Genomic DNA, 21,805 nt, shown 5'->3' with positions numbered 1-21,805 from the left:
TTTGGCAAGGGTGGCGGCGAGCTAGTTGCTAAGTCCTTGAGTGAGCTTTCTGGAGTCAACGTTCCCTTGATTGGTCAAGTGCCGATTTCGGTAGCTCTTAGAGAAGGATCTGACGCAGGAAAACCACTGTTGGCACAAAAATCCTTAGACGCAGCCAGCATAACAATTGAGCACATTGCTTTGAAGATTGCTGCTGAGAGTAGGGGTCTGGTAGGAAAGAAGCTTCCTTTCTCTACTTCGTAGAGACCCTAGTCTCTGTTACTCGCCCAGCTTAGAAAACCCGCAGAAGTTGTGTACACCGCAAGAATTGCCCAGAGCGAAACAAATGCGCCAACTAGTAAACCAAAAGCCAGCTCCGTACTTAGCCCAAAAAGATTTAGCGAGCCAGACAAGAATCCGGTCAGTGCTAAGGCGCAAATCACTCCTGAGAGCACGCTGAACTTGATTGCTATTGTGGAGGACCTCCGCAAGATAAGAAGCTCCCTTTCATCCCCTGGCTCGAACTCTGACAGCCGGTCAAACTCTGTTGCAGACCTACCTTTCGAGAATGCATAGATGAGCAATAGAACAAGACTTACGGACGCAAGAATAGATGCGATGATTGCATCTCCTGCTAACAGAAATAGGCCGCTAGCTGCTAGGCAGATTCCTAAAATTGTGTAGTTGAATCCAGAAAGCCTAAAGTTCAGTAATTTCTTGTTATTCATAAAAGAGCTCCTCAATTCTTAGGTTAAATATTTTTGCCAACCGAAAAGCAAGTTCCAATGAAGCTGAGTATCTTCCCACTTCAAGCGAGTTGATGGTTTGGCGAGAGACTTCAGCAAGTTCGGCAAGTTCGGCTTGACTTATTCCCTTTGCTAATCGTTCTCGACGCAGGTTACTTTTCATACTGTAAAGCTAACTTGACATACAATTTTTGTCAAGTTAGCTTTACACGTGATTTTTCGCGTCCCACTCGGCGCTTTGCCAGACAAGACGTGCAGGCCCAAGCTAACTAGTTTCGTAGACTGATTAGCATGAGCGAATACAGCATCCCGAGCCTTTTATCCCACCTTCCGGAATCTTCCGATCAGGTCACAATTGTGAACCCGGCAACCGGCAAAAAAATCTACGACCTGCCGCAACTTAGCGTTGGCCAGGTAGCAAAGGCAGTTGCCGACGCGAAACTTGCTCAGCCATCATTTGCCGCTATGCCAGTAAAAGAACGTGCTGCAGCGCTTTTTAGATTGCACGATTTGCTTCTAAACAACCAAGACAAGTTGATGGATCTATTGCAGCTTGAAACCGGCAAGGCAAGATCTCACGCCTTCGAGGAAGTTGCTGGTTCTCTCGGATCGACTCGTTACTTTGCCAAGATTGCTCCCAAGGTTCTAAAAAAGACGACCACCAACTCAGGTGTCCCATTTGTTACAAGGTCCTATGTCACTTACTCTCCAGTTGGAGTCGTTGGAGTCATTACCCCGTGGAACTACCCGCTCGCCCTTCAGATGCTAGATGTCTTACCGGCTCTTGCAGCAGGTAACACCGTGGTGCAAAAAGCTGATAACCAAACTGCACTAGTTTCGCTCTATGCCAGAAAGCTAGCTATTGAAGCAGGTTTTCCAGAAAGCGCCTGGACCATCGTGGTTGGCGATGGCGCGAGTGTTGGCAATGCCATCACTGACTCGGTTGACTACGTTGCCTTCACGGGCTCTACTAAGACCGGAAAGATAGTTGCTGAGCGAGCTGCGAAAAGACTCATTGGTTACTCACTTGAACTTGGTGGCAAGAACCCGCTAATTATTCTTCCAGGTGCAAAACTTGGCGACGCTGCCGAAAAGGTAATTGCTGGAGCCTTTGGAAACTCTGGCCAGCTTTGCGTTTCTATTGAGCGCGTCTATGTTCCAAACAGCCAAAAGGCTGCTTTCGAGGCTGAGCTTGCAACCCGCGTGAACTCACTCCAAATTGGTAAAAGCGATAACTTCCAGATGGATATGGGAACCCTCACTGGTGTAAACCAACTAAAGCGCGTCGAAGAATATGTCTCAGACGCAGTAAGCAAGGGAGCCAAAGTACTAGCTGGCGCAAAGTCGCTTCCAGAGCTTGGTCCTTACTTCTACGCACCAACAGTTATGACCAACATCAAGCCCGAAATGAGATTAGCTCGCGAAGAAGTATTCGGTCCCTTTATTGCAGTTGTCGGTTACGACAGCATTGATGAAGCGGTTGAGCTAGCAAATGACACAGAGTTCGGTCTGAACGCTTCGGTAGTAGGGCCAGTGAAACTTGCAGAGAAGGTTGCCAATCGCTTGATGGCGGGATCGGTCAACATCAACGAGGGTTTCCGAGCCTCGATGGCATCGATTGATTCGCCCATGGGTGGCATGAAGCAATCCGGTGTTGGAAGAAGAAATGGCCACTACGGTTTGCTTCGCTTCACCGAAGCTAGAACCGTTGGAATTGCTACCGGTTTGTTGAATTTCCCATCGAGGGCCAAGCAATACAACAAGATGGCGCCTTTGATGAACGCTCTGGCGAAAGTGATGAAGAAGCTCTAGGTCGCTTCTGAATCAAAGGGGGCAACTTCGCCCGCAGCTAACCTTGGCTGCACGCGGGTAATTGGCTTATTCAAAGTCGCAATTGGGCTTGGGGTGTCGGTTTCCGCTAGGGCTTCCCGAATGATTCTTCGAGGATCGTATTTTCTTGGATCGAGTTTTTTCCAGTCGAGCTCTTCACCGATTTCAGCTTGCAACTGACCTTTGGCACCATCGGCCATTTTCTTTAAAGACTTAATGAAGTTCGCCAACTGTTTGGCGTAGTGTGGCAATTTTTCTGGGCCCAGCACAAAAACTGCTATCAACCCAAGAATTAATAGCTTTTCGCCCGATAGTCCAAACACCCATATAGGCTACCTCGTTGGCTGCGTCTATTTCAGCCCTGGCAGCTCTAAGCTTTGAGATTAGGAGAGAACATGGTCGACAAGATATCAAGCTGGAAGTTCACCGAAGACTTTGTTTCGGAGTCGCCAGCCATTATCGAAGCTCGGGCCAGGGCCGAAGAATTAGGAATTGAGTGCGTAACTCCTAGCGTTGGTTCTCACCTAGCCTTGATTGCCTCGGCTCTTGGAGCCAAAGCGATCGTTGAGGCCGGAACCGGTGCCGGGGTTTCGGGATTGTGGATCTTGAGCGCCTCAGAGGATTCGGTTTTAGCAACCATTGATTCTCACCCAGAGTTTCAGCTAGCGGCCAAGATGGCTTTCAAGGATGCCAGAATTTCACCTCTTCGAACCAGAGTTATCTCCGGTAAGGCAACCGAGGTTATGTCCAACATGGCCGATGCGGCCTATGACCTTGTTTTCTTGGACGCCGAAAGAGGTGACCTGGAAGATCAACTAAGGCAAGCGTCGCGCCTGCTTCGCCCAGGTGGTGTGGTGGCAATTTCTCATGCGCTTTGGCGAGATCGGGTTCCAGATCCTGCGATGCGCGATGAGGCGACAATTATTTATCGCGATATCTTGAGATTCTTTTCTACCCAGCAGGATTTCATATCTGCTTTATCGCCGGTAGGCGATGGCTTGATGATGGCAAGCAAAAGGGTTACTTCTTCTTAACTACGCCTTCGAGGACTCTGTGGAGGCTCTTGGCTTTTTCTTAACTACGCCTTCGAGGACTCTGTGGAGGCTCTTGGCTTCTTCTTCGTTTACCGAAACAACTAAACGTCCGCCACCTTCTAGAGGAACCCTCAAGATAATTAGACCGCGAGGTTCACGTTCTGCTTCCATTGGTCCATCGCCGGTGCGAGGCTTCATTGCTGCCATTTTTACTCCTTGAAATACTTTGGCCGGTGGGCCAAGTTTCAAGTTTATCAAAGATTTGAGGTCAGAAAATTTCTCAGTCCACTCTCACAGGCGTATATCTGGCTAGCTGGCAGGGATTCGTCATCGGCGTGAGCTTTGTTGGGGTCTCCAGGTCCGTAATTCACCGCTGGAATGCCCAGCTCACTGAATCTGGCAACATCAGTCCAGCCATACTTTGGGTGCACTGATTTGCCAACTGCAGCGACAAATGCCTTGGCCTCGGGGCTTTGTAGTCCTGGTCGTGCACCCGGTGCACTATCAACAACGTTAATCTCGCAACCAGTAAACAGGCTCTTTACGTATTCACCTGCTTGGGTCTCAGACTTTGAAGGTGCGAAGCGGTAGTTCACCGTCAAAGTTGCTTTATCCGCAATCACGTTTGTGGCGATACCCCCGTTCACCAAAACAGCATTCAAGCTCTCCTTGTATACCAAGCCATCAACTTCCACTTCTGAAGGTTCAAAACTCGATAAAAACTCCAAAGCGGCCCCAAGCTTATGGATAGCATTTTCACCCATCCAGGGTCTTGCAGAATGCGCCTTCTTACCAGAAAAGACCAGCTCAGCACGCAAGGTTCCATTGCAGCCACCCTCGACAATCGAACCAGTAGGCTCGCACAGCACCGCAAAGCCACCCTTGATCAAATCCGGATGATTTCGAACTAGCCTTCCAAGGCCATTCTTGGAAGCCTCAACTTCTTCATTGTCGTAAAACACCCAAGTGACATCAACAGCTGGTTCAGCTACGGTCGCGGCGAGCTTGAGCATAACTGCAACGCCTGCTTTCATGTCAACCGAGCCACGACCCCAGATAACCTGCTCGCGCTCAAAAGACATCAGTTTGGTTGGAAGGATATTAGCTACCGGAACCGTGTCGATGTGTCCTGCAATAATCACTCTTTTGGATCTACCGAGATTGGTGGAAGCTACCAACGCGTCGCCGTCTCTAACCACGCTCAGGTGGCCAAAAGATCTAAGGGCCGCTTCGATTGCGTCAGCAATCTCGCGCTCATTACCCGAAACCGATTCGATATCACACAGCTCGCGAGTGAGCTCGGCAACGTCAGAATTGAGATTTAGGTTCGCGCTGGACACAATCCAGAGCCTAGCTTGTAATCTTGGATGATGAGCGAAGAAATCACCAGGGCATGGGGCCATGGCCTGGCAACCAAAGATGCCGAAGGAAACATCTTGGATGTTTGGTTTCCAGACCCAAAACTCGGCCCCGCTCCAAAAACCGATGAACTCTGGGTTGTGCCAAAAGAACTTGATGCTCTGGTCGGATCTGACCCCAGAAGAGAAATCGAAACCCAGGTTGTTAGAACTGAGATTGACCTCTCCCAGCCTGTTAGCTCAACCGAGGATGCGTATCTCAGACTTCACCTGCTGTCTCACCTGCTGGTAAAACCAAACACCATAAGCCTTGAAGGTCTCATTGGCGCTATGCCAATTGTTGCCTTCACCTCGATTGGATCGGTCGCGCTAAACGATCTAGACAGGTTGCGCCCCGCGCTAACTAAAGCGGGGGTGGTTATCCACGCGATCGATAAGTTCCCAAGGCTCGTTGATTACGTAACCCCGAATAAGGTAAGAATTGCCGATGCCTCCAGGGTACGGTTAGGCGCTTACCTTTCTCCCGGGACTACCGTTATGCACGAAGGCTTTGTGAACTTTAACGCGGGGACCCTAGGTGCATCGATGGTCGAGGGAAGAATCTCCCAAGGGGTGGTGGTTGGCGATGGATCTGACATTGGAGGCGGAGCCTCGATTATGGGAACGCTTTCTGGTGGAGGAAAACAACTTGTTAGCATCGGAAAGCGTGCCCTGCTCGGGGCAAACTCTGGAATTGGAATCTCAATCGGTAACGACTGCGTTGTAGAAGCGGGTCTTTATGTAACCGCGGGCACTAAGTTGACACTTATTGTCGAAGGCAAAGAACAAGATCTAAAAGCTGTTGAGCTTTCCGGTATTGACAATTTGTTGTTCAGGCGAAACTCCATGACCGGAAGAGTTGAGGCTCTTGTTCGATCAGGAGCTGGAGTAGAGCTAAACAAGGATCTGCATCCATAAGCTATTTGCCAGTAATCGAATCCCAGCCCTTTGCTTCGAGTGGCACACCATCTAGATAAAGCTTGGCTTCACCAGCTCTAACAACCCCGATGGCCTTGAAAGCTCTTGGCAAAACTGCATCGTTAGAAAAAGTTGCAACCAGCGCGTGATCTTCACCGCCGTGTAAGACCCAAGTCTTTGGGTCCACAGCTAATCCCAATGCTGGAAGCTCAAGCATGGCTTCGAAGCCTTGAAGCTCTTTTGCAGAAAGCTCGATAGCAACATTTGATGCTTTACATATGCGAAGCAGGTCCACACTTAGCCCGTCAGAAAGATCAAGCATGCTGGTAGCACCAGCAATCGAAGCCTCGATGCCCTGTTGGATTGGTGGCTCTGGTCGCAGGTGATACGAAACCCAGTCATCGTAAGAATTAATCAGGTCTTTGTTTTCTGATTGCAGTAGCGCCAAACCACAGGAGGATTTTCCCAGCGTGCCGGCCACTGCAACAATGTCGCCAGCCTTGGCACCCGATCTAAGCACCGGGCTTCTACCTTCCATGCTGCCGTGCACGGTTACCGAAACAACTACCTGGTCTCCTGCGGCAAGATCGCCGCCAACTACTCCGGCTCCTGGAGCTAGCTGCTTGCAGGCAGCATCCAGCCCATCGGCAAAGCCTTCTAACCAGGAGATCTTGGTGGTTTTTGGAACCACGAGGGCAACAACCAAGGCGGTTGGCTTGGCTCCCATGGCGGCGATGTCAGCCAGATTGGTAGCTACGGCTTTGTATCCAAGATCAAAAGAGCTTGACCAATCCAATCTGAAGTCATGATTTTCAATCAAGGTGTCGGTGGAGACTACAAATGATTGATCGGCAACAATAACGGCCGCGTCATCTCCGGATCCAACCAAGACGTGGGTACTCGGGGTTAGGCGCGCCACTGTGCGCCTAAGGCTTTCTAGCTCGCCGAGCTCTTCTAAAGTTTGGTCGCTCACAAATCAAAGGTAGCCTTAATAGCGATGCGAAAAAACCACCTACTTCTTCTAACCGCTTCGGTGCTGGTCCTTTCAGGCTGCGCTCCGGTGGTTCCACTGGAGCCTGCGGAGCAGGCTAATAATCCTGAGTGTGCAGAGATTATTGTTCGCTTGCCCGATGAGCTAGCGGGATTAGACAAAAGAAGAGTCAACGCCCAATCTACCGCTGCCTGGGGTGAGCCGGCAGCTGTGATCTTGCGCTGCGGGTTAGAGCCGGTTGAGGTAAGTGCTCTGATTTGCGTAACCGCGTCAGACATCGACTGGTTACTGGATGAATCAGAAGCTCCAAATTACCGTTTCATTAGCTACGCGAGATCTCCAGCAACCGAGGTAATTGTTGATTCAACTGTTGTTGCCGGGGTTACAGTTTTGGATGAGCTAGCAGCATCTATCGGCGTCCTGGATGCAACCAAGCGCTGCACCGAAGTAACTAACTAGGACCAGCCGTGCTCTTTTAGAGCTTCCCTTGCTTGCTGCCTGGCAGAAGAAGAAACTCGAGTTCCATTTACTTCCCTATAGTCCTGATGACCAGGTCCCGCCCATAAAATCGCATCTCCGCTAGTTGCAAGCGATACCGCTTTTCTAATGGCCGCCTCTGGTGGCGAGATGTTGTAAAGCTCTCGCTTTGGGTAAGCAGTCCTGGCAAAGCCTTCAAGCGAGGCCCTAATCGAATCTGGGTCTTCGTCTCTTGAGTGATAGTCGGTGATCACTACGATGTCTGACCCGGCAGCGGCGATTTCGGCCATGGATTGTCTTTTTGTGGTGTCACGATTACCGGCGGCACCAAAGACCATAATCAATTTGCCGTCGGTGACTTTTCTAACGGCTTCCAAAGTTTGCAAGAATGCATCGGGGCTGTGACCAAAGTCAACATACAAAGTTGGCCCGGTATCGCCACCAACTCTTTCAATTCGGCCAGGAAGATAAGCATCGATGCCATTCGCTATTGCCTTGGCAATCCTTCCGGCATCAAAGCCTGCTTCAACAAGCATCACAATAGCTAGAGCTGCGTTAGCGACCATGTGCTTTCCAAGTAGTGGCACGCGGGAACGAATAGTCACTCCATCTGGTCCTGCCAAAACAAAAGAAGTAAACATCGGGTTTTCTGCTGTGACCGCAACGTGCCAGTTTGCCTCCACTCCCAGTTCGCTGGTGAGAGTAACAGTTGGCACCTCAGATTTTTCAACAACTTCCTTGCCAAATATGGAATCTAGACAAATTACAGCCTTCTTGGCGCGCTGCTTGGTGAATAGATCAGCCTTGGCGGCTAGGTAGCGCTGCATGTCCCCGTAGTCATCTAGGTGATCGTGACTCAAGTTAGTAAAGCCCGCAACATCAAATACCAAGCCATCGACCCGGTGGTGAGTCAGTGCTTGTGCGGAAACTTCGATGCCGGCGGCAGTAACTTTTCTTTCGCGCATCCTTGCCAGTAGCGCATGCATCTCGGTAGCTTCTGGGGTGGTCAGCTTGCTAGTAATTACCTCACCCGCGATGTGACGCTCGGCTGTGGAAGAAAAACCTGTAGTTTCCCCAAGCTGCCTCAAGATCGCATCCAGTAGGTAGGTGGTGGATGTCTTGCCGTTAGTACCGGTTGTTCCAAAAAGAATAGGCATCTTGTCAGGTTGGTTTCCATACACAAAGGCAGCTAATTCACCCAAGCGAATCCTCGGGTTTTCAACTAGTAACACCGGAACTGATAGGTCTTTGGTGTGAGTAAGTCCTGCGGTATCCGTTGCGATTGCAACTGCGCCTAGGGAAATCGCTTTGGAGATGTATTCTGCTCCGTGAGTTTTGGCCCCAGGCATCGCAACGAACAAATCACCTGGCTGGCAGTCAGCTGTATTCATGGTGATGCCGGTCAAGCTAACATCTTCCGAAGGTGTGGCCAAACCAAAGTGATTAGCTAAGGCGGAGAGTGAAACAGGCGCGTTGTTTTCTGGCCGGAGAGTTTTTGGCAGTTGCTGATTCACTTGCCTAATTTACCATTGCAAAGAATTAGCAGGAGGGATTTGATTGAAAGACCTAGCTCTAGTGAGCTGGATCTATCAGGGCAAGTGAAATCAGCTCATCAATTAGATCCTTATAGGAAAGACCTGACTCCTGCCAGCACCTAGGGAACATAGAGATTGATGTAAAGCCAGGCATGGTGTTGATTTCATTCACCATAAATCCCTTCTCGGTCAAAAAGAAATCAACCCTAGCTAGTCCCTTGCAACCCAAAGCCTTGAAGGCTTTTCTTGCCAGCTGCTGCATCTTGGCTAGCTCTTCAGAAGAAATATCGGCTGGGCAAATCAAGGTGGCTGCATCGCTATCTACATACTTGGCCTCGAAGTCATAAAACTCTCGACCCCGAACTTTGATTTCACCGGCAACCGAAACCCTAAGGGCTCCGCCATCCAAAGAATCCAGCACACCGCACTCGATCTCGCGGCCAGCTACGCCGACTTCAATAATCACTTTGTCGTCGTGCTTGAATGCTTCGGTAAGGGCTGCTGGAACATCTTTCATCGAATCCACTTTGCTGATTCCAACCGAGGAACCAGATCTAGCCGGCTTCACAAAATACGGCAGCTTGCCTAAATCTTTAATGCGAGCAAGTGCAGACTCAGGGTTATTGACCATGTCCGCTGCGGTGACAACAGCGTAATCAGGGCTTGGGATGCCAGCGGCTTTGAATAGCGCTTTACTGAATTCCTTGTCCATCGCAGCCGCAGAGCCTAGAACACCATTACCAACATATGGAACACCAACTAGTTCCAAAAATCCCTGCATCGTGCCATCTTCACCGAAGGGTCCATGAAGAAGTGGCATCACAACATCAATTACCCCAAGAGATGATTCTTTGCCCGATGAATCTGCTTCAAATAGCTCACAAGAACCATCCATTGCAAATCGAATGGTTGAGCCTTCAGGCTCAATTGTCTTTAGCCCGTTGGTAAGACTCAGCGACGAAGGGTCGCCAGTAAAGGGCACAAATACGCCATCTCGAGTAATGCCCACTGGAACAACTTCATACTTTGAAGAATCAATAGCGCTTAAAACTCCAGAAGCCGTTGCCACCGAGATCGAGTGCTCGTTGGACTTACCGCCAAACAAGACAGCAACGCGAATTTTTGCCATGCTCTTATTCTCCCTGTGGGGTGTCGCTCATGTGAGTTAGGTGGGGTGCGATGTCCTTCGGGTCCATCTTGCCCTCAATTACAAGCTCCACCTGCTCAACAATTGGCATGGCGATGTTCTTTGCCCTTGCTAGTTCCAGAACGGTGGAAACTGAAACCAGAGCCTCTGCTGTTTGAGAAAGCTTTTCCATAACTTCCTTCTTGGAAAAACCCTGCCCCAGCATTTCGCCGGCCTTGTGGTTTCTAGACAAAGGAGACTCGCTGGTTGCAATTAGGTCTCCGAGGCCTGCAAGACCCACCATGGTCTCAGGCTTTGCCCCGAAGGCTGAAGCAAATCTTGAAATCTCCGACAAACCTCTGGTCATAATCGAAGCCTTGGTGTTTTGCCCGTAGCCAACCCCGTTGACGATTCCAATTGCAACAGCAATCAAGTTCTTCAATATTCCACCGAACTCGGTTCCAATCACGTCGTTGTTCGTAAATGTAGTGAAGTAAGAATTTGTGGAAGCTTTGGCTACCGCCATAGCGGAGGCTGCAGAACTAGAAGCCGCCACTGAAGCCGCTGGCTGCTCGGCCGCGATCTCTAGCGCCAAGTTAGGACCCGAGACCACAACTACGCGATCTTCGCTAATACCGCATTCTTCTATTACCTGACTCATCCGATAACCAGTTTTTTGCTCGACGCCCTTCATTAAAGAAACCACAATCGCATCATGGGGGATGAACTTCCCCCATTGCTCTAAGTTCGCTCGCAAGCTCTGCGATGGAACAGAGATGTAAACCTGGCTAGCACCAGATAAAACAAGCTCAACGTTAGTTGAAGCAATAATGCTTGCTGGCAGGTTCACACCAGGCAGGTAAGCATTGTTTCGGTGCGAGCTATTGATTTCTGAAGCTAGCTCTTCACGTCTTGACCACAGCATCACCTCAGAGCCGCCGTCGGCGAGCACTTTAGAAAAAGTTGTCCCCCAACTTCCAGCTCCAATTACGGCTATCTTGGTCACGGCTTTGATGCCTTCTTAGCTGCCTTTTCAAAGTTTCCAGTTACGGTTTGCCCCATAGCTACAGGATCCCAAAGTGTTGCTGGTGCTTTTTCGCCACGCAGCCGCTCGACTAAAGAAGTAATTCTTCGCATTACATGTTCGGTGGCTTCCAAAAGCTCCTCTGGAGATAAGTCTGGTTTCCGGTATTTGGCTAGATCGATTTCGTCCCCAACGAGGATCTGAACTTTCTTCCAAAAACCAGGACGGAACTTGCTGCTGTACCGACCCATGATTTGCTCGCTACCCCAGTGAGCAATTGGATACACCGGCACACCGCTATCAAGAGCTAGCCGAATCGCTCCGGTCTTACCTCGCATTGGCCAAAGATTTGGCTCTCTAGTCAGAGTTCCCTCAGGGTAAATACAAATGGTGTGACCTGCTTGCAAGTACATATTGGCAATTTTGAATGAGTCATCGTTTCGCTGACCGCCTTTTCTAAACACAGGAATCTGGCCACCGGCCAACAGTACCTTTCCAACTAGTGGAATTTTAAAAAGTGCCTCCTTGGCAAAAAAGTGCGGTCCACGCTTCAAGATTATGTAAATGAAATACGCAACTGCCAAACCATCAACATTGGTGGCGTGATTTGGGGTCAGAATGTAAGCACCCTTTTTTGGTAGCTTCTCCATGCCAGTTACCTCAACCTTGAAAATCAGGCGAAGAATTGGTGCTAGAAAAAAAGCAATTATCCGAATAGTTAGGGTGTTCTCATTCGAAGTTACCTTCGGCATCGGAATCAGCTTTTGCTTTTTGGCCATGCCTACTCCGCGTAACTAAAGTCGGCCCCAAGATCTGAGAGCTTGTCAATAAAGTGCTCGTAACCACGTGAAATAAGTTGCGCGTTGCTCACATTGGAAACCCCCTTTGCGGTCAAAGCTGCAACCATGTGGCTAAAGCCACCGCGTAGATCCGGTACCACGATGTCCGCGCCGTGCAAAGAAGTTGGTCCTGAAACAACGGCCGAGTGGTAAAAGTTCATCTGACCAAAACGGCAGGGGTTACCGCCAAGGCACTCCCTGTAAATCTGAATCTGGGCACCCATCTTCACCAGAGCATCGGTGAAACCAAAACGGTTCTCGTACACAGTCTCGTGAACAATCGAAAGACCTTTAGCTTGGGTAAGGGCAACGACAAGAGGTTGCTGCCAGTCAGTCATAAAACCTGGGTGAACATCGGTTTCAATAACTACCGGGTGAAGATCTGCTCCCTTTTGGTAGAAACGAATTCCGTCGTCTTCGATGTCAAAACCACCGCCAACTTTCCTAAACACGTTTAGGAAAGTTGTCATTTCAATCTGCCTTGCTCCACCGACAAAAATATTGCCTCCGGTGGTCAATGCCGCAGCTGCCCAAGAGGCGGCTTCATTGCGATCAAAAAGTGCGCGGTGGGTGTAGCCACTTAGGCTCTCGACTCCCTCAATGCGGATAGTTCTATCGGTATCAACCGAGATGATGGCACCCATCTTCTGCAAGATGGCAATTAGGTCCATAATCTCTGGCTCAATAGCAGCGCCGGATAACTCAGTTAGGCCCTTAGCTCGAACCGAAGTTAGTAACACCTGCTCGGTAGCTCCAACACTCGGGTAGGGAAGCGATAACTTAGCTCCGTGCAGCCCGTTAGGGGCGCTCAACCTGGTTCCGTTTTGAGACTTTTCGATTACCGCACCGAAGCTGCGCAATACATCCAAATGGAAATCAACTGGGCGGTCACCGATGTGACATCCACCAAGGTCTGGAATAAAGGCTTCGCCTAACTGGTGTAGTAGCGGACCACAAAACAAGATTGGGATACGAGATGATCCTGCGTGGGCATCGATGTCGACCATGCGAGCTTGCTTGACGCCTCTTGGATCCAATTCCATAACTCCGGCGTCATTGAAGTTGATTGATACGCCATGCAGTTCAAGCAATCTTGAAACAACTTCAACGTCGCTGATCTTTGGAACATCTTTTAGAACGCTTGGGGAATCCGCTAGCAGGGCTGCAACCATCGCCTTGGTAACCAGGTTCTTAGCTCCCTTAAGGTCGACTCGACCCGAGAGCGGCTTTCCGCCGTTTACGGTTATGACGCTCATTAGATTCCCTTGGCTGGCAAAGTTAGTGGTTTCCACGCCTCGCGTGAGGACTCGTAGGAAGTGATTGCTCCCTCGTCCCTCAAACTTAGTGCAATGTCGTCTAGCCCTTCCATTAATCGCCACTTGGTATAGGCGTCAATGGCAAAAGAAACAGTCAAATCCCCAACAGACAGCGTCTGATTCGGCAAATCCACACTGGCCGATACTCCAGGATCAGTATCAATCAAGTCCCAAATTTGCTTGGTCTCGTCCTCGGTTATAACCCCAGTAATCAGCCCTTGCTTACCACTGTTACCTGTAAATATGTCGGCAAACTTTGCCGAGAATACCGCCTTGAATCCCCAATCGCGGAGCGCCCAGACGGCGTGCTCTCTAGAAGATCCAGTTCCAAAATCAGGCCCCGCAATCAAAACCTCACCATTTTGAAAAACAGGCTGGTTCAAAACAAAATCAGGCTCAGCTTTCCAAGAAGCAAACAGAGCATCTTCAAAACCGGTTTTGGTAATGCGCTTCAAATAGCTTGCCGGAATGATCTGATCCGTATCAACATTGGATCGCTTCAGTGGAACTGCAACACCAGAAAAAGTAGAAATCTTTTCCATTAGGCCATCACCTCGAGATCTGCAGGAGAAGATAGCGTCCCGCGAATAGCGGTAGCTGCAGCAACAAGTGGTGAAACAAGGTGAGTTCTAGCACCTTTACCCTGGCGACCTTCAAAGTTACGATTCGAAGTCGAAGCGGCCCGCTCGCCTGCGGCGAGCTGGTCTGGGTTCATACCCAAACACATAGAACAACCAGCAAAGCGCCACTCGGCACCAAAGTCTTTGAATATCTTGTCAAGGCCCTCTTCTTCGGCCTGGATACGAACCTTTTGTGATCCAGGGACCACCATCATGCGAATGCCATCGGCTTTTTTCTTACCCTCAATGATTGCTGCTGCGGCACGAAGGTCCTCGATTCGAGAGTTGGTGCAAGAGCCCAAAAATACAGTGTCGACTCGGATATCTTTCATCTTGGTTCCAGGCTTTAGATCCATGTACTCAAGTGCTCTAAGCGCTGCTGCCTTTTCATTCGGGTCCAAGATGTCTTCTGGATTAGGAACGCTATCCAGCAATGAAACGCCTTGACCTGGGTTTGTTCCCCAGGTAACAAAAGGATCCAGCGTATCCGCGTCCAAGAATACTTCCGCATCAAACTTGGCTCCCTCATCGGTAGGCAAAGTCTTCCAGTAAGAAACCGCATCGTCCCAGTCTTTTCCGGTTGGAGCGTGTGGGCGGCCCTTTAGATACGCAAACGTTGTTTCATCCGGAGCCACCATGCCTGCTCTAGCTCCTGCCTCGATAGACATGTTGCAGATGGTCATGCGAGCTTCCATAGAAAGCGCTCTGATTGCACTGCCGCGATACTCAAGCACATAGCCTTGGCCACCACCGGTTGAGATCTTGGCGATAACGGCCAAGATGATGTCCTTGGAGGTAACCCCAGGACGTAAGGTTCCCTCAACGTTGATTGCCATAGTTTTGAATGGCTTCAAAGGGAGGGTCTGGGTGGCAAGCACGTGCTCTACCTCGCTGGTTCCAATACCCATCGCGAGCGCCCCGAAAGCGCCATGGGTAGAAGTATGAGAGTCACCACAAACCACCGTGATACCCGGCATGGTCAAACCAAGCTGGGGGCCAACCACGTGAACTATGCCCTGGTTCTTATCCCCCAGTGAATGCAACCTGATGCCGAATTCGGCAGCGTTTTTGCGTAATGCCTCGATCTGGGTGCGAGATGTGAGGTCCGCAATTGGCTTGTCGATGTCGATAGTTGGCGTGTTGTGATCTTCGGTGGCAATGGTGAGATCTGGCCTTCTTACCTTCCGGCCAGCAAGGCGTAAACCATCAAAAGCCTGTGGAGAGGTAACTTCGTGCACCAAATGCAGGTCTATATAAAGAAGGTCTGGCGCACCATCTTCGCCCTTGGCGACAAGATGGCTGTTCCAAAGCTTTTCCGCCAATGTAAGCGGTGTGGAATTACCCGACATGCCTCACCTTTGATTTGTTGAAGCTCCAGTTTACCTTTGAGCAGGTAGATTGGGCAGGTGAGTATTTCAGGCCTAGATGACCTGCAAAAACGCACCGTTAGGACCTTAGCCCTAGGCCAAATACTCAGCGGATTCGGCCTCGGATCAACGCTTTCTATTGGCGCCCTACTAGCCGCTGAGCTATCTGGCACTGTGGCTTGGTCGGGGGCAGCTGCGACCTTCTCGACGCTTGGAACGGCCATCTGGGCTATACCTTTATCTCGGATCGCTTTTGCTAAAGGTAGAAGATATTCCCTTGGTCTTGGAGCTGCGCTCGCGATCACCGGAGCGACACTTATTATTACTGCTACCAGCTTGAAACTCTTCCCGCTACTTCTTGTTGCGTTGTTTTTTATGGGTGCAGGTTCTGCCGCGAGCTTGCAAGCTCGCTTTGCAGCAACCGATATTCCAGTTGATAAAAAAGTCGGTAAGGACCTCTCGCTAGTTGTTTGGGCTACCACTATTGGTGCCGTGACTGGGCCAAATTTGTTTGGCCCCGGAGAAGTAGTTGGCCAGTGGCTCGGGCTACCGGAGCTAACCGGGCCTTTTGTCTTCACCATCATTGCCCAGATGTCAGCTACCGCCGTGTTCTGGTTCGGCCTTCGGCCAGATCCACTACTGGTTGCAAAACAAATTGACGCTCAAAACGTGAAAAAGCGCCCCAAGCTTTCTATTGCCAGCGCACTTGGCACCTTGGCTAAGTTCCCAGTTGCTGGCTACGCAATTGTTTCAATTGCCCTATCTCACATGACCATGGTGGCGGTGATGAGCATGACCCCGGTCCATGTCACCAGCCACGGTGGCTCTTTGGTCTTTGTTGGCTTTGTAATTAGCCTTCACATTTTGGGCATGTATGCCTTTGCACCACTGTTTGGAATCTTGAGCGACAAGATTGGGCCAACCAGAACTATCTTGGCTGGCCAGGTCATCTTTGTTGCAGCGCTACTGATTGCAGGTCTTGGCTCCGAACAAGAGCACCTGGTAACAATTGGGCTGTTCCTTTTGGGTCTTGGCTGGTCCGCCGCCACGGTCGCAGGTTCTGCGCTTTTGGTAGTTAGTGTTCCAACAGATCAAAAGACCAACGTTCAAGGTCTTAGCGACTCGATACAGAATCTTGCCGGTGCTACCGGCGGAGCAGTAGCTGGCTCGATTGTTGCCCTGTCTTTGTTTACTGGCTTGAACATGGCTGCCTTGGCGCCAGTTGCCCTTATTGTTGTGCTCTCAGTCTGGATAACCCGCTACCGAACCAAGCACCCGGAAACTCAAGGAACACACCAGCTTCCAATTCCTTTGGATTAATTCATCCAGAAATGGAGAATTCGCCCCCGAGATTTTGTCATCAGAGGCGAATTTCGTGACCCCAGCGGGATTCGAACCCGCGCCGCTGCCGTGAGAGGGCAGTGTCCTAGGCCGCTAAACGATGGGGCCGTAAGCAACCTTTCGATTATGCCACACCATACCTTGAGGCAACAGTCCCTATAAAGCGGGAGCAATCACCATTAGCGCTGCTGGCACCAAGGTCGCCGTGAATGGAGCCTGCCCAACATACTCACCATCGGAATAGATAGGCATTCCATCAGCAGCAATTTCAACTTTTGTTGCCTCTAGTAGCTCAACTGCAGGGTCAGTAACGTGTGTTCCTTTATAAACCCGAGGGAAAATCTTTACCAGCTTGAAGCGGGTGATTTTGTTCAAGATCAATAAATCCAACTTGGCATCAGTTACCGATGCTTCTGGGACCACCAACATTCCCCCACCAAAGACTCCGGAGTTACTAACCACACAAAGCATCGCTTCGAAATCCTTTGCAACGCCATCAATCTTTGAGCGATACTTAATCGCCTTGAAGCTAGCCAGTTCCAGCAGCATAGCTAGGTAATACTTCATCGGTCCCGCAGGCCAGCTCATGCGGTTAGCCCTCGCGTTGACCAGTGCATCAAAGCCCGCCGAGGCTGAACCAATAGCCCAGGTCTTTCCTAGGCTGTGTTCAATCTCGATGGCATCGATGGGCTTTGGGTAAAAAAGATTATCCAGAATCAACCTCGTGCTTCCAGCTGGATCATCCATCGACATGCCAAAGATGCCAGCTGAGTCATTGCCGGTTCCGGCAGGAACAATCGCCATAGGAACTTTAGTATTTGCACACACATTCACCCCAAGGTGAGCCATGCCATCGCCACCAACTAAAACAAGTAAGTCAATTACCCCATTGGCAATTGCCACCTTTATTCCTTGCTTGGCTGCCTCGTAACTTTCAGCAGATAGGTCGATTACTTCGTGCGAGGAGGTAGCTAGAACAGTCCGAACACTCTCACCAGCCACAGCACCCTTATTGCCTCCGGCTGTTGGATTGATAACCAATCCCACTCGCATAAAACACCTTTGTTAGTCGGCAAAATAGCCGATAGAGCGAAAGCTTAGCGACAAGTTCCTCCTTTCCGGCAACGCCATACAATAAACAACATGAAGATCACCAAGCACGGCCACGCCTGCCTCGAGGTTGAGATCGACTCCCAAACCCTAGTCATTGACCCAGGTTCTTATACCGAGGAGCTAACAGGTCTTGGCAATGTGGTTGCTGTCGTGATTACCCATAAACATGACGACCACTGCGACGAGGCCAAGATAGCCAAAATCAAAAAAGAGAACCCTGATGTCCAGATCTTTGGAACCAGCGAGGTTGCCGCAAGTCTAGAGGGATTGAAGGTAACAACCGTCTATCACGGCGATTACTACGAGGTTGGATCTTTCAAGCTGGAGTTCTTTGGTGACATGCACCAGATCATCCACCAAAGCATTCCACTAATTCAAAATACGGCAGTCTTGGTCAACGGAGATCTCTACTACGCAGGAGATAGCTATACCCCGCCAGATGTAAAGGTAAAAGTACTTGCCTGCCCAACCAGCGCACCCTGGCTAAAAATCGGTGACGTGATGGATTACATCAAAGAAGTAAAGCCTGCTATTTGTTTTCCAACCCATAATGCTCTTTTGAGCCAATTGGGCCACGACCTAAATAACTCGCGAGTAAAGCAAGTCACTGAAGAAAATGGTGGGGAGTTCAAATACTTGGAGCTTGGCCAAAGCCTAGAAATCTAACTTGCTGGGGTACCTGGACTCGAACCAAGAACAAATGAACCAGAATCATCCGTGTTGCCAATTACACCATACCCCAAGGGATTTACGTGGGCCCTGGCCCAGATTCCAATACTAGCTTGCGCTCTAGCTGCGGGCAAATAGTTCTAAACGAGCAAGGGTTTCAGCCTTGCCAAGAATCTCCATCGACTCAAATAGTGGTGGAGAAACTTTTCTTCCAGAAATTGCGGTTCTAAGAGGTCCAAAAGCGTTTCTCGGTTTTTCACCCATCGATTCAACTAGAACTTGAGTCATCAAATCGTGAAGTGCATCAGTAGTAAAACTCTCAAGGACCTGCAGCGCTTCTAGCGCTGCAGCAACTATCGCCTTGGCGTTCTCAGGCAACGCTTTTTTGGCATCTTCTTCAATTTCAATATTGCTGCTTGGCACAAACAAGAAAGAAAGCATGTCAACGGATTCACCCAAGACTGTTATGCGCTCTTGAATCAGCGGCGCCGCCTTGGCAAGAATTGCTAGCTCAGCTTCGGTTGCAGGATTAGAAAGCACGTTACCAGCCTGCAAATAAGGAACCAGACGCCTCTGGAAGTCTTCAGGTGAAAGCTGCCTGATGTGGGTTGCGTTTATGGCCTCTGCTTTTTTGAGATCAAACCTGGCTGGGTTTGGGTTCACATCAACAACATCAAACGCCTTGGCCATTTCAGCGAGGCTAAAGATGTCCTCATCAGCCGAGATACCCCAACCAAGTAGGGCTAGGTAGTTGAGCAGTCCTTCGGGGATAAAGCCGCGGTCTTTGTGGTGGAACAGATTGCTTTCTGGATCGCGCTTGGAAAGCTTTTTGTTTCCCTCCCCCATCACATAAGGCAAGTGACCAAATTGTGGGATGAAAGTTGTGATTCCAGCTGCGACCATCGCGTTGTAAAGAGCGATTTGTCTCGGAGTTGAAGACAGCAAGTCTTCACCGCGAAGCACATGGGTCACACCCATCAGCGCATCATCAACCGGGTTCACCAGTGTGTAAAGGGCTTGGCCGTTTGGGCGAACTACAACAAAGTCGGGAAAAGATCCTGCTGGGAAAGTGATCTCCCCTCGAACCAGGTCGGTAAAAGAAATATCCGTATCTGGAACCCTAAGTCTTAGAGCGGGGGTTCTTCCCTCAGCCAAATACTTGTCTTTGGTGGCCTGATCTAGATCACGCTCTGAGTTGTCGTAGCCAAGCTGCTTGGCTCTGCCGGCAGCTTCGTTGCGGGCATCAATTTCTTCGCCGGTTAGAAAGCTCTCGTAAAGATGCTCGGCGTCCTTGAGCTTTTGAATTACTTCTAGGTAGATCTCAGTTCTTTGGGACTGGCGATACGGTTCGTTGGGTCCACCAACATTTACACCCTCGTCCCAGTCCAGTCCTAACCAGGAAAGTGCGGCGAGTAGCTGCTCGAAGCTTTCTTCGCTGTCTCTTTCTTGATCGGTGTCTTCAATGCGGAAAATTAGCTTGCCACCGGTGTGACGAGCGTAGGCCCAATTAAATAGCGCTGTTCGAATAAGCCCCACGTGAGGAGTACCTGTTGGAGAAGGGCAAAACCTAACCCGCACGTTGCTGCCCGTGGCATCAGAAAACGGGGCGGTAATCAAAGAAGTCATTATGTAATAAGTCTAGGCAACAGGGTTAGAGAGGATGCCAATTCCCTCAATTTCACACTCGATCATATCCCCAGCGTTTATAACGCTGATTCCAGCAGGAGAACCGGTCAAGATGATGTCCCCTGGTAGCAACGACATGTTTCTGGAAACGTAGGAAATGATGGCGGGAATCTTATGAACCATCTCAGAAATAGCTACGTTTTGTCTTACTTCACCATTGATTCTGGACTCAATGATCTGGCCATCTGGCACAAACTCAGTTTCAACCCATGGACCCAGCGGGCAGAAAGAATCGAAGCCTTTGGATCTAGCCCACTGGCCATCGCCAAACTGGAGATCCCTTGCGGTCACATCGTTAGCGATTGTGACTCCCCAGAGATATTCCAAGGCATTGTCCTCGTTTACGTTTTTGGCAAGTTTGCCAATAACTAGGCATAGTTCAGCTTCGAGCTCAACTTGCTTGCTCTGGGGTGGAATAACAATGGCATCGCCATGACCAATAATCGAACTCGAGGGCTTAAAGAATATAAGCGGTTCTAGCGTTACCTCTTCGCCGATCTCGGCGGCATGGTCGGCAAAGTTCTTACCAATGCAAACGATCTTGGAGGGGATTGTTGGGGCTAGAAGCTTTAGCTCTTTAAGAGGTATCCGCTCACCGGTGGTTTGGTAGCCGGCAACCAAAGGGTGGCCTTTTAGAACTACAAGTTCTGGTCCGTCAACGATGCCAAATCTTGGTTCGGCACCGTTACTAAATCTTGCTACCTTCACTCTGAGAGTCTATACATCCAACCGTGCTTGTCTTCGACTCGCCCGTATTGAATGCCGGTTAGTTGCTCTCGAAGGGAAACAGTTAGCTCCCCTGGCTTACTATCAGCGCTACCTATTTCCTCATTTTTGGACTTTAGTAAGCCAATTGGGGTAATAACAGCTGCAGTTCCACAAGCAAAGATCTCTGTTATGGCGCCAGAGTTGACCCCCTCACGGATCTCGTCCAGCGTAATCTTTCGTTCTTGAACCTCGTGACCGCGGTCCTTGAGCAAAGTGATAATCGAGTTTCTGGTAATTCCACGAAGAATGGTTCCATCAAGACCTGGAGTAATCACCTTTCCATCAGCAAATACGAAAAATAGGTTCATGCCACCGAGTTCTTCGATGTATGTACCTGATTCAGCATCAAGGAACAAAACTTGTGAACAGCCATTTTCGTAACCCTCGTTTTGTGCCATCAAAGAAGCCGCGTAGTTACCACCGGTTTTTGCTTCACCGGTTCCATACTTTCCAGCACGAGCCGAATCAAGAGCTATCCAAATCGAAACTGGCTTGACTCCTCCGGTGAAATATGGCCCTACCGGAGAAGCAATAACTCGATACTCGGCGCGGTGTGCTGCGCGGACTCCTAGGAAGTTTTCGGCGGCAATCTCGAAAGGGCGAAAATAAAGTGTCTTTTCATTCTCCGGTGCTGGCACCCAATCGCCATCGACGGCAATCAATTGACGCAAAGATTCGATGAATACTTCGGTTGGCAATTCAGGAAGAGCCATGCGCTTCGCGGAGCGCTGCATTCTGGCAGCATTCTCTTCTGGTCTAAAGGTCCAGATCGATCCATCGTCGTGACGATATGCCTTAATGCCTTCAAAGATTTCCTGGCCGTAGTGCAAAACAGCACTAGATGGATCCATCAGGATTGGGCCATATGGCTCCACGCGTGCTGAGTGCCAACCCTTGTCTTTTTCCCAAACCACTACAACTTGGTGATCGGTGAAGTGAGTACCAAAAGTTGGGTTAGCAATAATCGCATCACGATCAGCTTTAGAAACCGGGTTAGGGTTTTTGATCTGCTCAAACTTTAGGCTCATG

General features: G+C 49.9%; 23 protein-coding genes, 2 tRNA genes and 1 pseudogene. 7 read left to right on the top strand and 19 right to left on the bottom strand.

What is annotated here, in order from left to right:
- A pseudogene (locus AC9UFE_RS04300) lies at positions 1 to 243 on the top strand (sodium:proton antiporter); the annotation flags it as partial.
- Between the two features lie 5 nt (positions 244 to 248).
- On the opposite strand, the gene AC9UFE_RS04295 reads toward AC9UFE_RS04300, so the two are convergent.
- Together AC9UFE_RS04295 and AC9UFE_RS04290 are read right to left on the bottom strand one after the other, a co-directional pair.
- On the bottom strand, positions 249 to 707 hold the full coding sequence (locus AC9UFE_RS04295; RefSeq protein ID WP_509545971.1) for a hypothetical protein: 459 nt from the start codon (positions 705 to 707) through the stop codon (positions 249 to 251).
- The gene (locus AC9UFE_RS04290; RefSeq protein WP_509545969.1) at positions 700 to 888 is read right to left on the bottom strand and encodes a helix-turn-helix transcriptional regulator; all 189 of its coding nucleotides are present in this window, start codon (positions 886 to 888) and stop codon (positions 700 to 702) included. Before AC9UFE_RS04290 ends, AC9UFE_RS04295 begins: the two co-directional genes overlap by 8 nt.
- 128 nt (positions 889 to 1,016) lie before the next feature.
- On the opposite strand from AC9UFE_RS04290, the gene AC9UFE_RS04285 reads away from it, so the two are divergent.
- Positions 1,017 to 2,537: a succinic semialdehyde dehydrogenase gene (locus AC9UFE_RS04285; protein WP_509545967.1), complete on the top strand. Its 1,521-nt coding sequence runs from the start codon at positions 1,017 to 1,019 to the stop codon at positions 2,535 to 2,537.
- Here the strand turns inward: AC9UFE_RS04285 and AC9UFE_RS04280 are convergent.
- Positions 2,534 to 2,878: a twin-arginine translocase TatA/TatE family subunit gene (locus tag AC9UFE_RS04280; RefSeq protein WP_509545965.1), complete on the bottom strand. Its 345-nt coding sequence runs from the start codon at positions 2,876 to 2,878 to the stop codon at positions 2,534 to 2,536. The two genes, AC9UFE_RS04285 and AC9UFE_RS04280, sit on opposite strands and share 4 nt — an antisense overlap.
- Positions 2,879 to 2,950: 72 nt before the next feature.
- Here AC9UFE_RS04280 and AC9UFE_RS04275 point away from each other — a divergent pair, with 72 nt between their 5' ends.
- Positions 2,951 to 3,589 carry an O-methyltransferase gene (locus AC9UFE_RS04275; RefSeq protein ID WP_509545963.1) on the top strand — a complete coding sequence of 213 codons (639 nt, stop codon included), beginning with the start codon at positions 2,951 to 2,953 and terminating at the stop codon, positions 3,587 to 3,589.
- Here the strand turns inward: AC9UFE_RS04275 and AC9UFE_RS04270 are convergent, their stop codons facing one another.
- Entirely contained in the window at positions 3,590 to 3,796 is a 207-nt protein-coding gene (locus AC9UFE_RS04270; RefSeq protein WP_509545961.1) for a DUF3117 domain-containing protein, read from the bottom strand.
- A gap of 47 nt (positions 3,797 to 3,843) precedes the next feature.
- Positions 3,844 to 4,929, bottom strand: coding sequence for a succinyl-diaminopimelate desuccinylase (gene dapE, locus AC9UFE_RS04265; RefSeq protein WP_509545959.1), 1,086 nt, complete (start codon positions 4,927 to 4,929; stop codon positions 3,844 to 3,846).
- 30 nt (positions 4,930 to 4,959) lie between these two features.
- Here dapE and dapD point away from each other — a divergent pair, with 30 nt between their 5' ends.
- Positions 4,960 to 5,904, top strand: a complete 945-nt coding sequence (gene dapD / locus AC9UFE_RS04260) for a 2,3,4,5-tetrahydropyridine-2,6-dicarboxylate N-succinyltransferase (RefSeq protein WP_509545957.1) — start codon at positions 4,960 to 4,962, stop codon at positions 5,902 to 5,904.
- A gap of 1 nt (position 5,905) precedes the next feature.
- On the opposite strand, the gene AC9UFE_RS04255 is transcribed toward dapD, so the two are convergent.
- Positions 5,906 to 6,877 carry a thiamine-phosphate kinase gene (locus AC9UFE_RS04255; protein ID WP_509545955.1) on the bottom strand — a complete coding sequence of 324 codons (972 nt, stop codon included), beginning with the start codon at positions 6,875 to 6,877 and terminating at the stop codon, positions 5,906 to 5,908.
- A gap of 24 nt (positions 6,878 to 6,901) precedes the next feature.
- Between AC9UFE_RS04255 and AC9UFE_RS04250 the strand changes: the two genes are divergently transcribed.
- Positions 6,902 to 7,354 carry a DUF3515 family protein gene (locus tag AC9UFE_RS04250; protein WP_509545953.1) on the top strand — a complete coding sequence of 151 codons (453 nt, stop codon included), beginning with the start codon at positions 6,902 to 6,904 and terminating at the stop codon, positions 7,352 to 7,354.
- Here the strand turns inward: AC9UFE_RS04250 and AC9UFE_RS04245 are convergent.
- From AC9UFE_RS04245 to leuC, 7 genes are read right to left on the bottom strand one after another with little or no spacing between them, the layout of a single operon-like run.
- Positions 7,351 to 8,886, bottom strand: coding sequence for a Mur ligase family protein (locus AC9UFE_RS04245; RefSeq protein ID WP_509545951.1), 1,536 nt, complete (start codon positions 8,884 to 8,886; stop codon positions 7,351 to 7,353). The genes AC9UFE_RS04250 and AC9UFE_RS04245 overlap by 4 nt on opposite strands.
- Positions 8,887 to 8,944: 58 nt before the next feature.
- Positions 8,945 to 10,036, bottom strand: coding sequence for a D-alanine--D-alanine ligase family protein (locus AC9UFE_RS04240; protein WP_509545948.1), 1,092 nt, complete (start codon positions 10,034 to 10,036; stop codon positions 8,945 to 8,947).
- Between the two features lie 4 nt (positions 10,037 to 10,040).
- Entirely contained in the window at positions 10,041 to 11,039 is a 999-nt protein-coding gene (locus tag AC9UFE_RS04235; RefSeq protein ID WP_509545946.1) for an NAD(P)H-dependent glycerol-3-phosphate dehydrogenase, read from the bottom strand.
- A complete protein-coding gene (locus tag AC9UFE_RS04230) occupies positions 11,036 to 11,836 on the bottom strand; it encodes a lysophospholipid acyltransferase family protein (protein WP_509545944.1) in 801 nt (266 codons plus the stop codon). Before AC9UFE_RS04230 ends, AC9UFE_RS04235 begins: the two co-directional genes overlap by 4 nt.
- 2 nt (positions 11,837 to 11,838) lie before the next feature.
- On the bottom strand, positions 11,839 to 13,152 hold the full coding sequence (gene murA, locus AC9UFE_RS04225; RefSeq protein ID WP_509545942.1) for a UDP-N-acetylglucosamine 1-carboxyvinyltransferase: 1,314 nt from the start codon (positions 13,150 to 13,152) through the stop codon (positions 11,839 to 11,841).
- Positions 13,152 to 13,754, bottom strand: coding sequence for a 3-isopropylmalate dehydratase small subunit (gene leuD, locus AC9UFE_RS04220; RefSeq protein ID WP_509545940.1), 603 nt, complete (start codon positions 13,752 to 13,754; stop codon positions 13,152 to 13,154). Before leuD ends, murA begins: the two co-directional genes overlap by 1 nt.
- Positions 13,754 to 15,181, bottom strand: a complete 1,428-nt coding sequence (gene leuC / locus AC9UFE_RS04215; RefSeq protein WP_509545938.1) for a 3-isopropylmalate dehydratase large subunit — start codon at positions 15,179 to 15,181, stop codon at positions 13,754 to 13,756. Before leuC ends, leuD begins: the two co-directional genes overlap by 1 nt.
- A gap of 57 nt (positions 15,182 to 15,238) precedes the next feature.
- Between leuC and AC9UFE_RS04210 the strand changes: the two genes are divergently transcribed.
- Positions 15,239 to 16,519, top strand: a complete 1,281-nt coding sequence (locus tag AC9UFE_RS04210) for an MFS transporter (protein WP_509545936.1) — start codon at positions 15,239 to 15,241, stop codon at positions 16,517 to 16,519.
- 56 nt (positions 16,520 to 16,575) lie between these two features.
- Here the strand turns inward: AC9UFE_RS04210 and AC9UFE_RS04205 are convergent.
- A tRNA-Glu gene (locus AC9UFE_RS04205) sits at positions 16,576 to 16,648 on the bottom strand.
- A gap of 48 nt (positions 16,649 to 16,696) precedes the next feature.
- Positions 16,697 to 17,593, bottom strand: coding sequence for a diacylglycerol/lipid kinase family protein (locus AC9UFE_RS04200; protein ID WP_509545934.1), 897 nt, complete (start codon positions 17,591 to 17,593; stop codon positions 16,697 to 16,699).
- A gap of 90 nt (positions 17,594 to 17,683) precedes the next feature.
- Between AC9UFE_RS04200 and AC9UFE_RS04195 the strand changes: the two genes are divergently transcribed.
- Positions 17,684 to 18,319: an MBL fold metallo-hydrolase gene (locus AC9UFE_RS04195; protein WP_509545932.1), complete on the top strand. Its 636-nt coding sequence runs from the start codon at positions 17,684 to 17,686 to the stop codon at positions 18,317 to 18,319.
- Positions 18,320 to 18,323: 4 nt separating this feature from the next.
- Here the strand turns inward: AC9UFE_RS04195 and AC9UFE_RS04190 are convergent.
- The 4 genes from AC9UFE_RS04190 to AC9UFE_RS04175 all read right to left on the bottom strand — a co-directional run bounded on the left by AC9UFE_RS04190 (position 18,324) and on the right by AC9UFE_RS04175 (position 21,804).
- Positions 18,324 to 18,395 (bottom strand) — tRNA-Gln (locus tag AC9UFE_RS04190).
- Between the two features lie 47 nt (positions 18,396 to 18,442).
- Entirely contained in the window at positions 18,443 to 19,948 is a 1,506-nt protein-coding gene (gene gltX, locus AC9UFE_RS04185) for a glutamate--tRNA ligase (protein WP_509545930.1), read from the bottom strand.
- A gap of 12 nt (positions 19,949 to 19,960) precedes the next feature.
- A complete protein-coding gene (locus AC9UFE_RS04180; RefSeq protein WP_509545928.1) occupies positions 19,961 to 20,716 on the bottom strand; it encodes a fumarylacetoacetate hydrolase family protein in 756 nt (251 codons plus the stop codon).
- Entirely contained in the window at positions 20,713 to 21,804 is a 1,092-nt protein-coding gene (locus tag AC9UFE_RS04175; protein ID WP_509545926.1) for a branched-chain amino acid aminotransferase, read from the bottom strand. The genes AC9UFE_RS04180 and AC9UFE_RS04175 overlap by 4 nt, the downstream gene beginning before the upstream one ends.
- Position 21,805: the final 1 nt, after the last annotated feature.

The sequence above is a fragment of the Rhodoluna sp. genome, from assembly GCF_044239955.1.
In the GTDB taxonomy this organism is placed as follows: domain Bacteria; phylum Actinomycetota; class Actinomycetes; order Actinomycetales; family Microbacteriaceae; genus Rhodoluna.
Note: the sequence above shows the minus strand (reverse complement) of the source record. Positions and strands in the feature narration are given on the sequence as shown.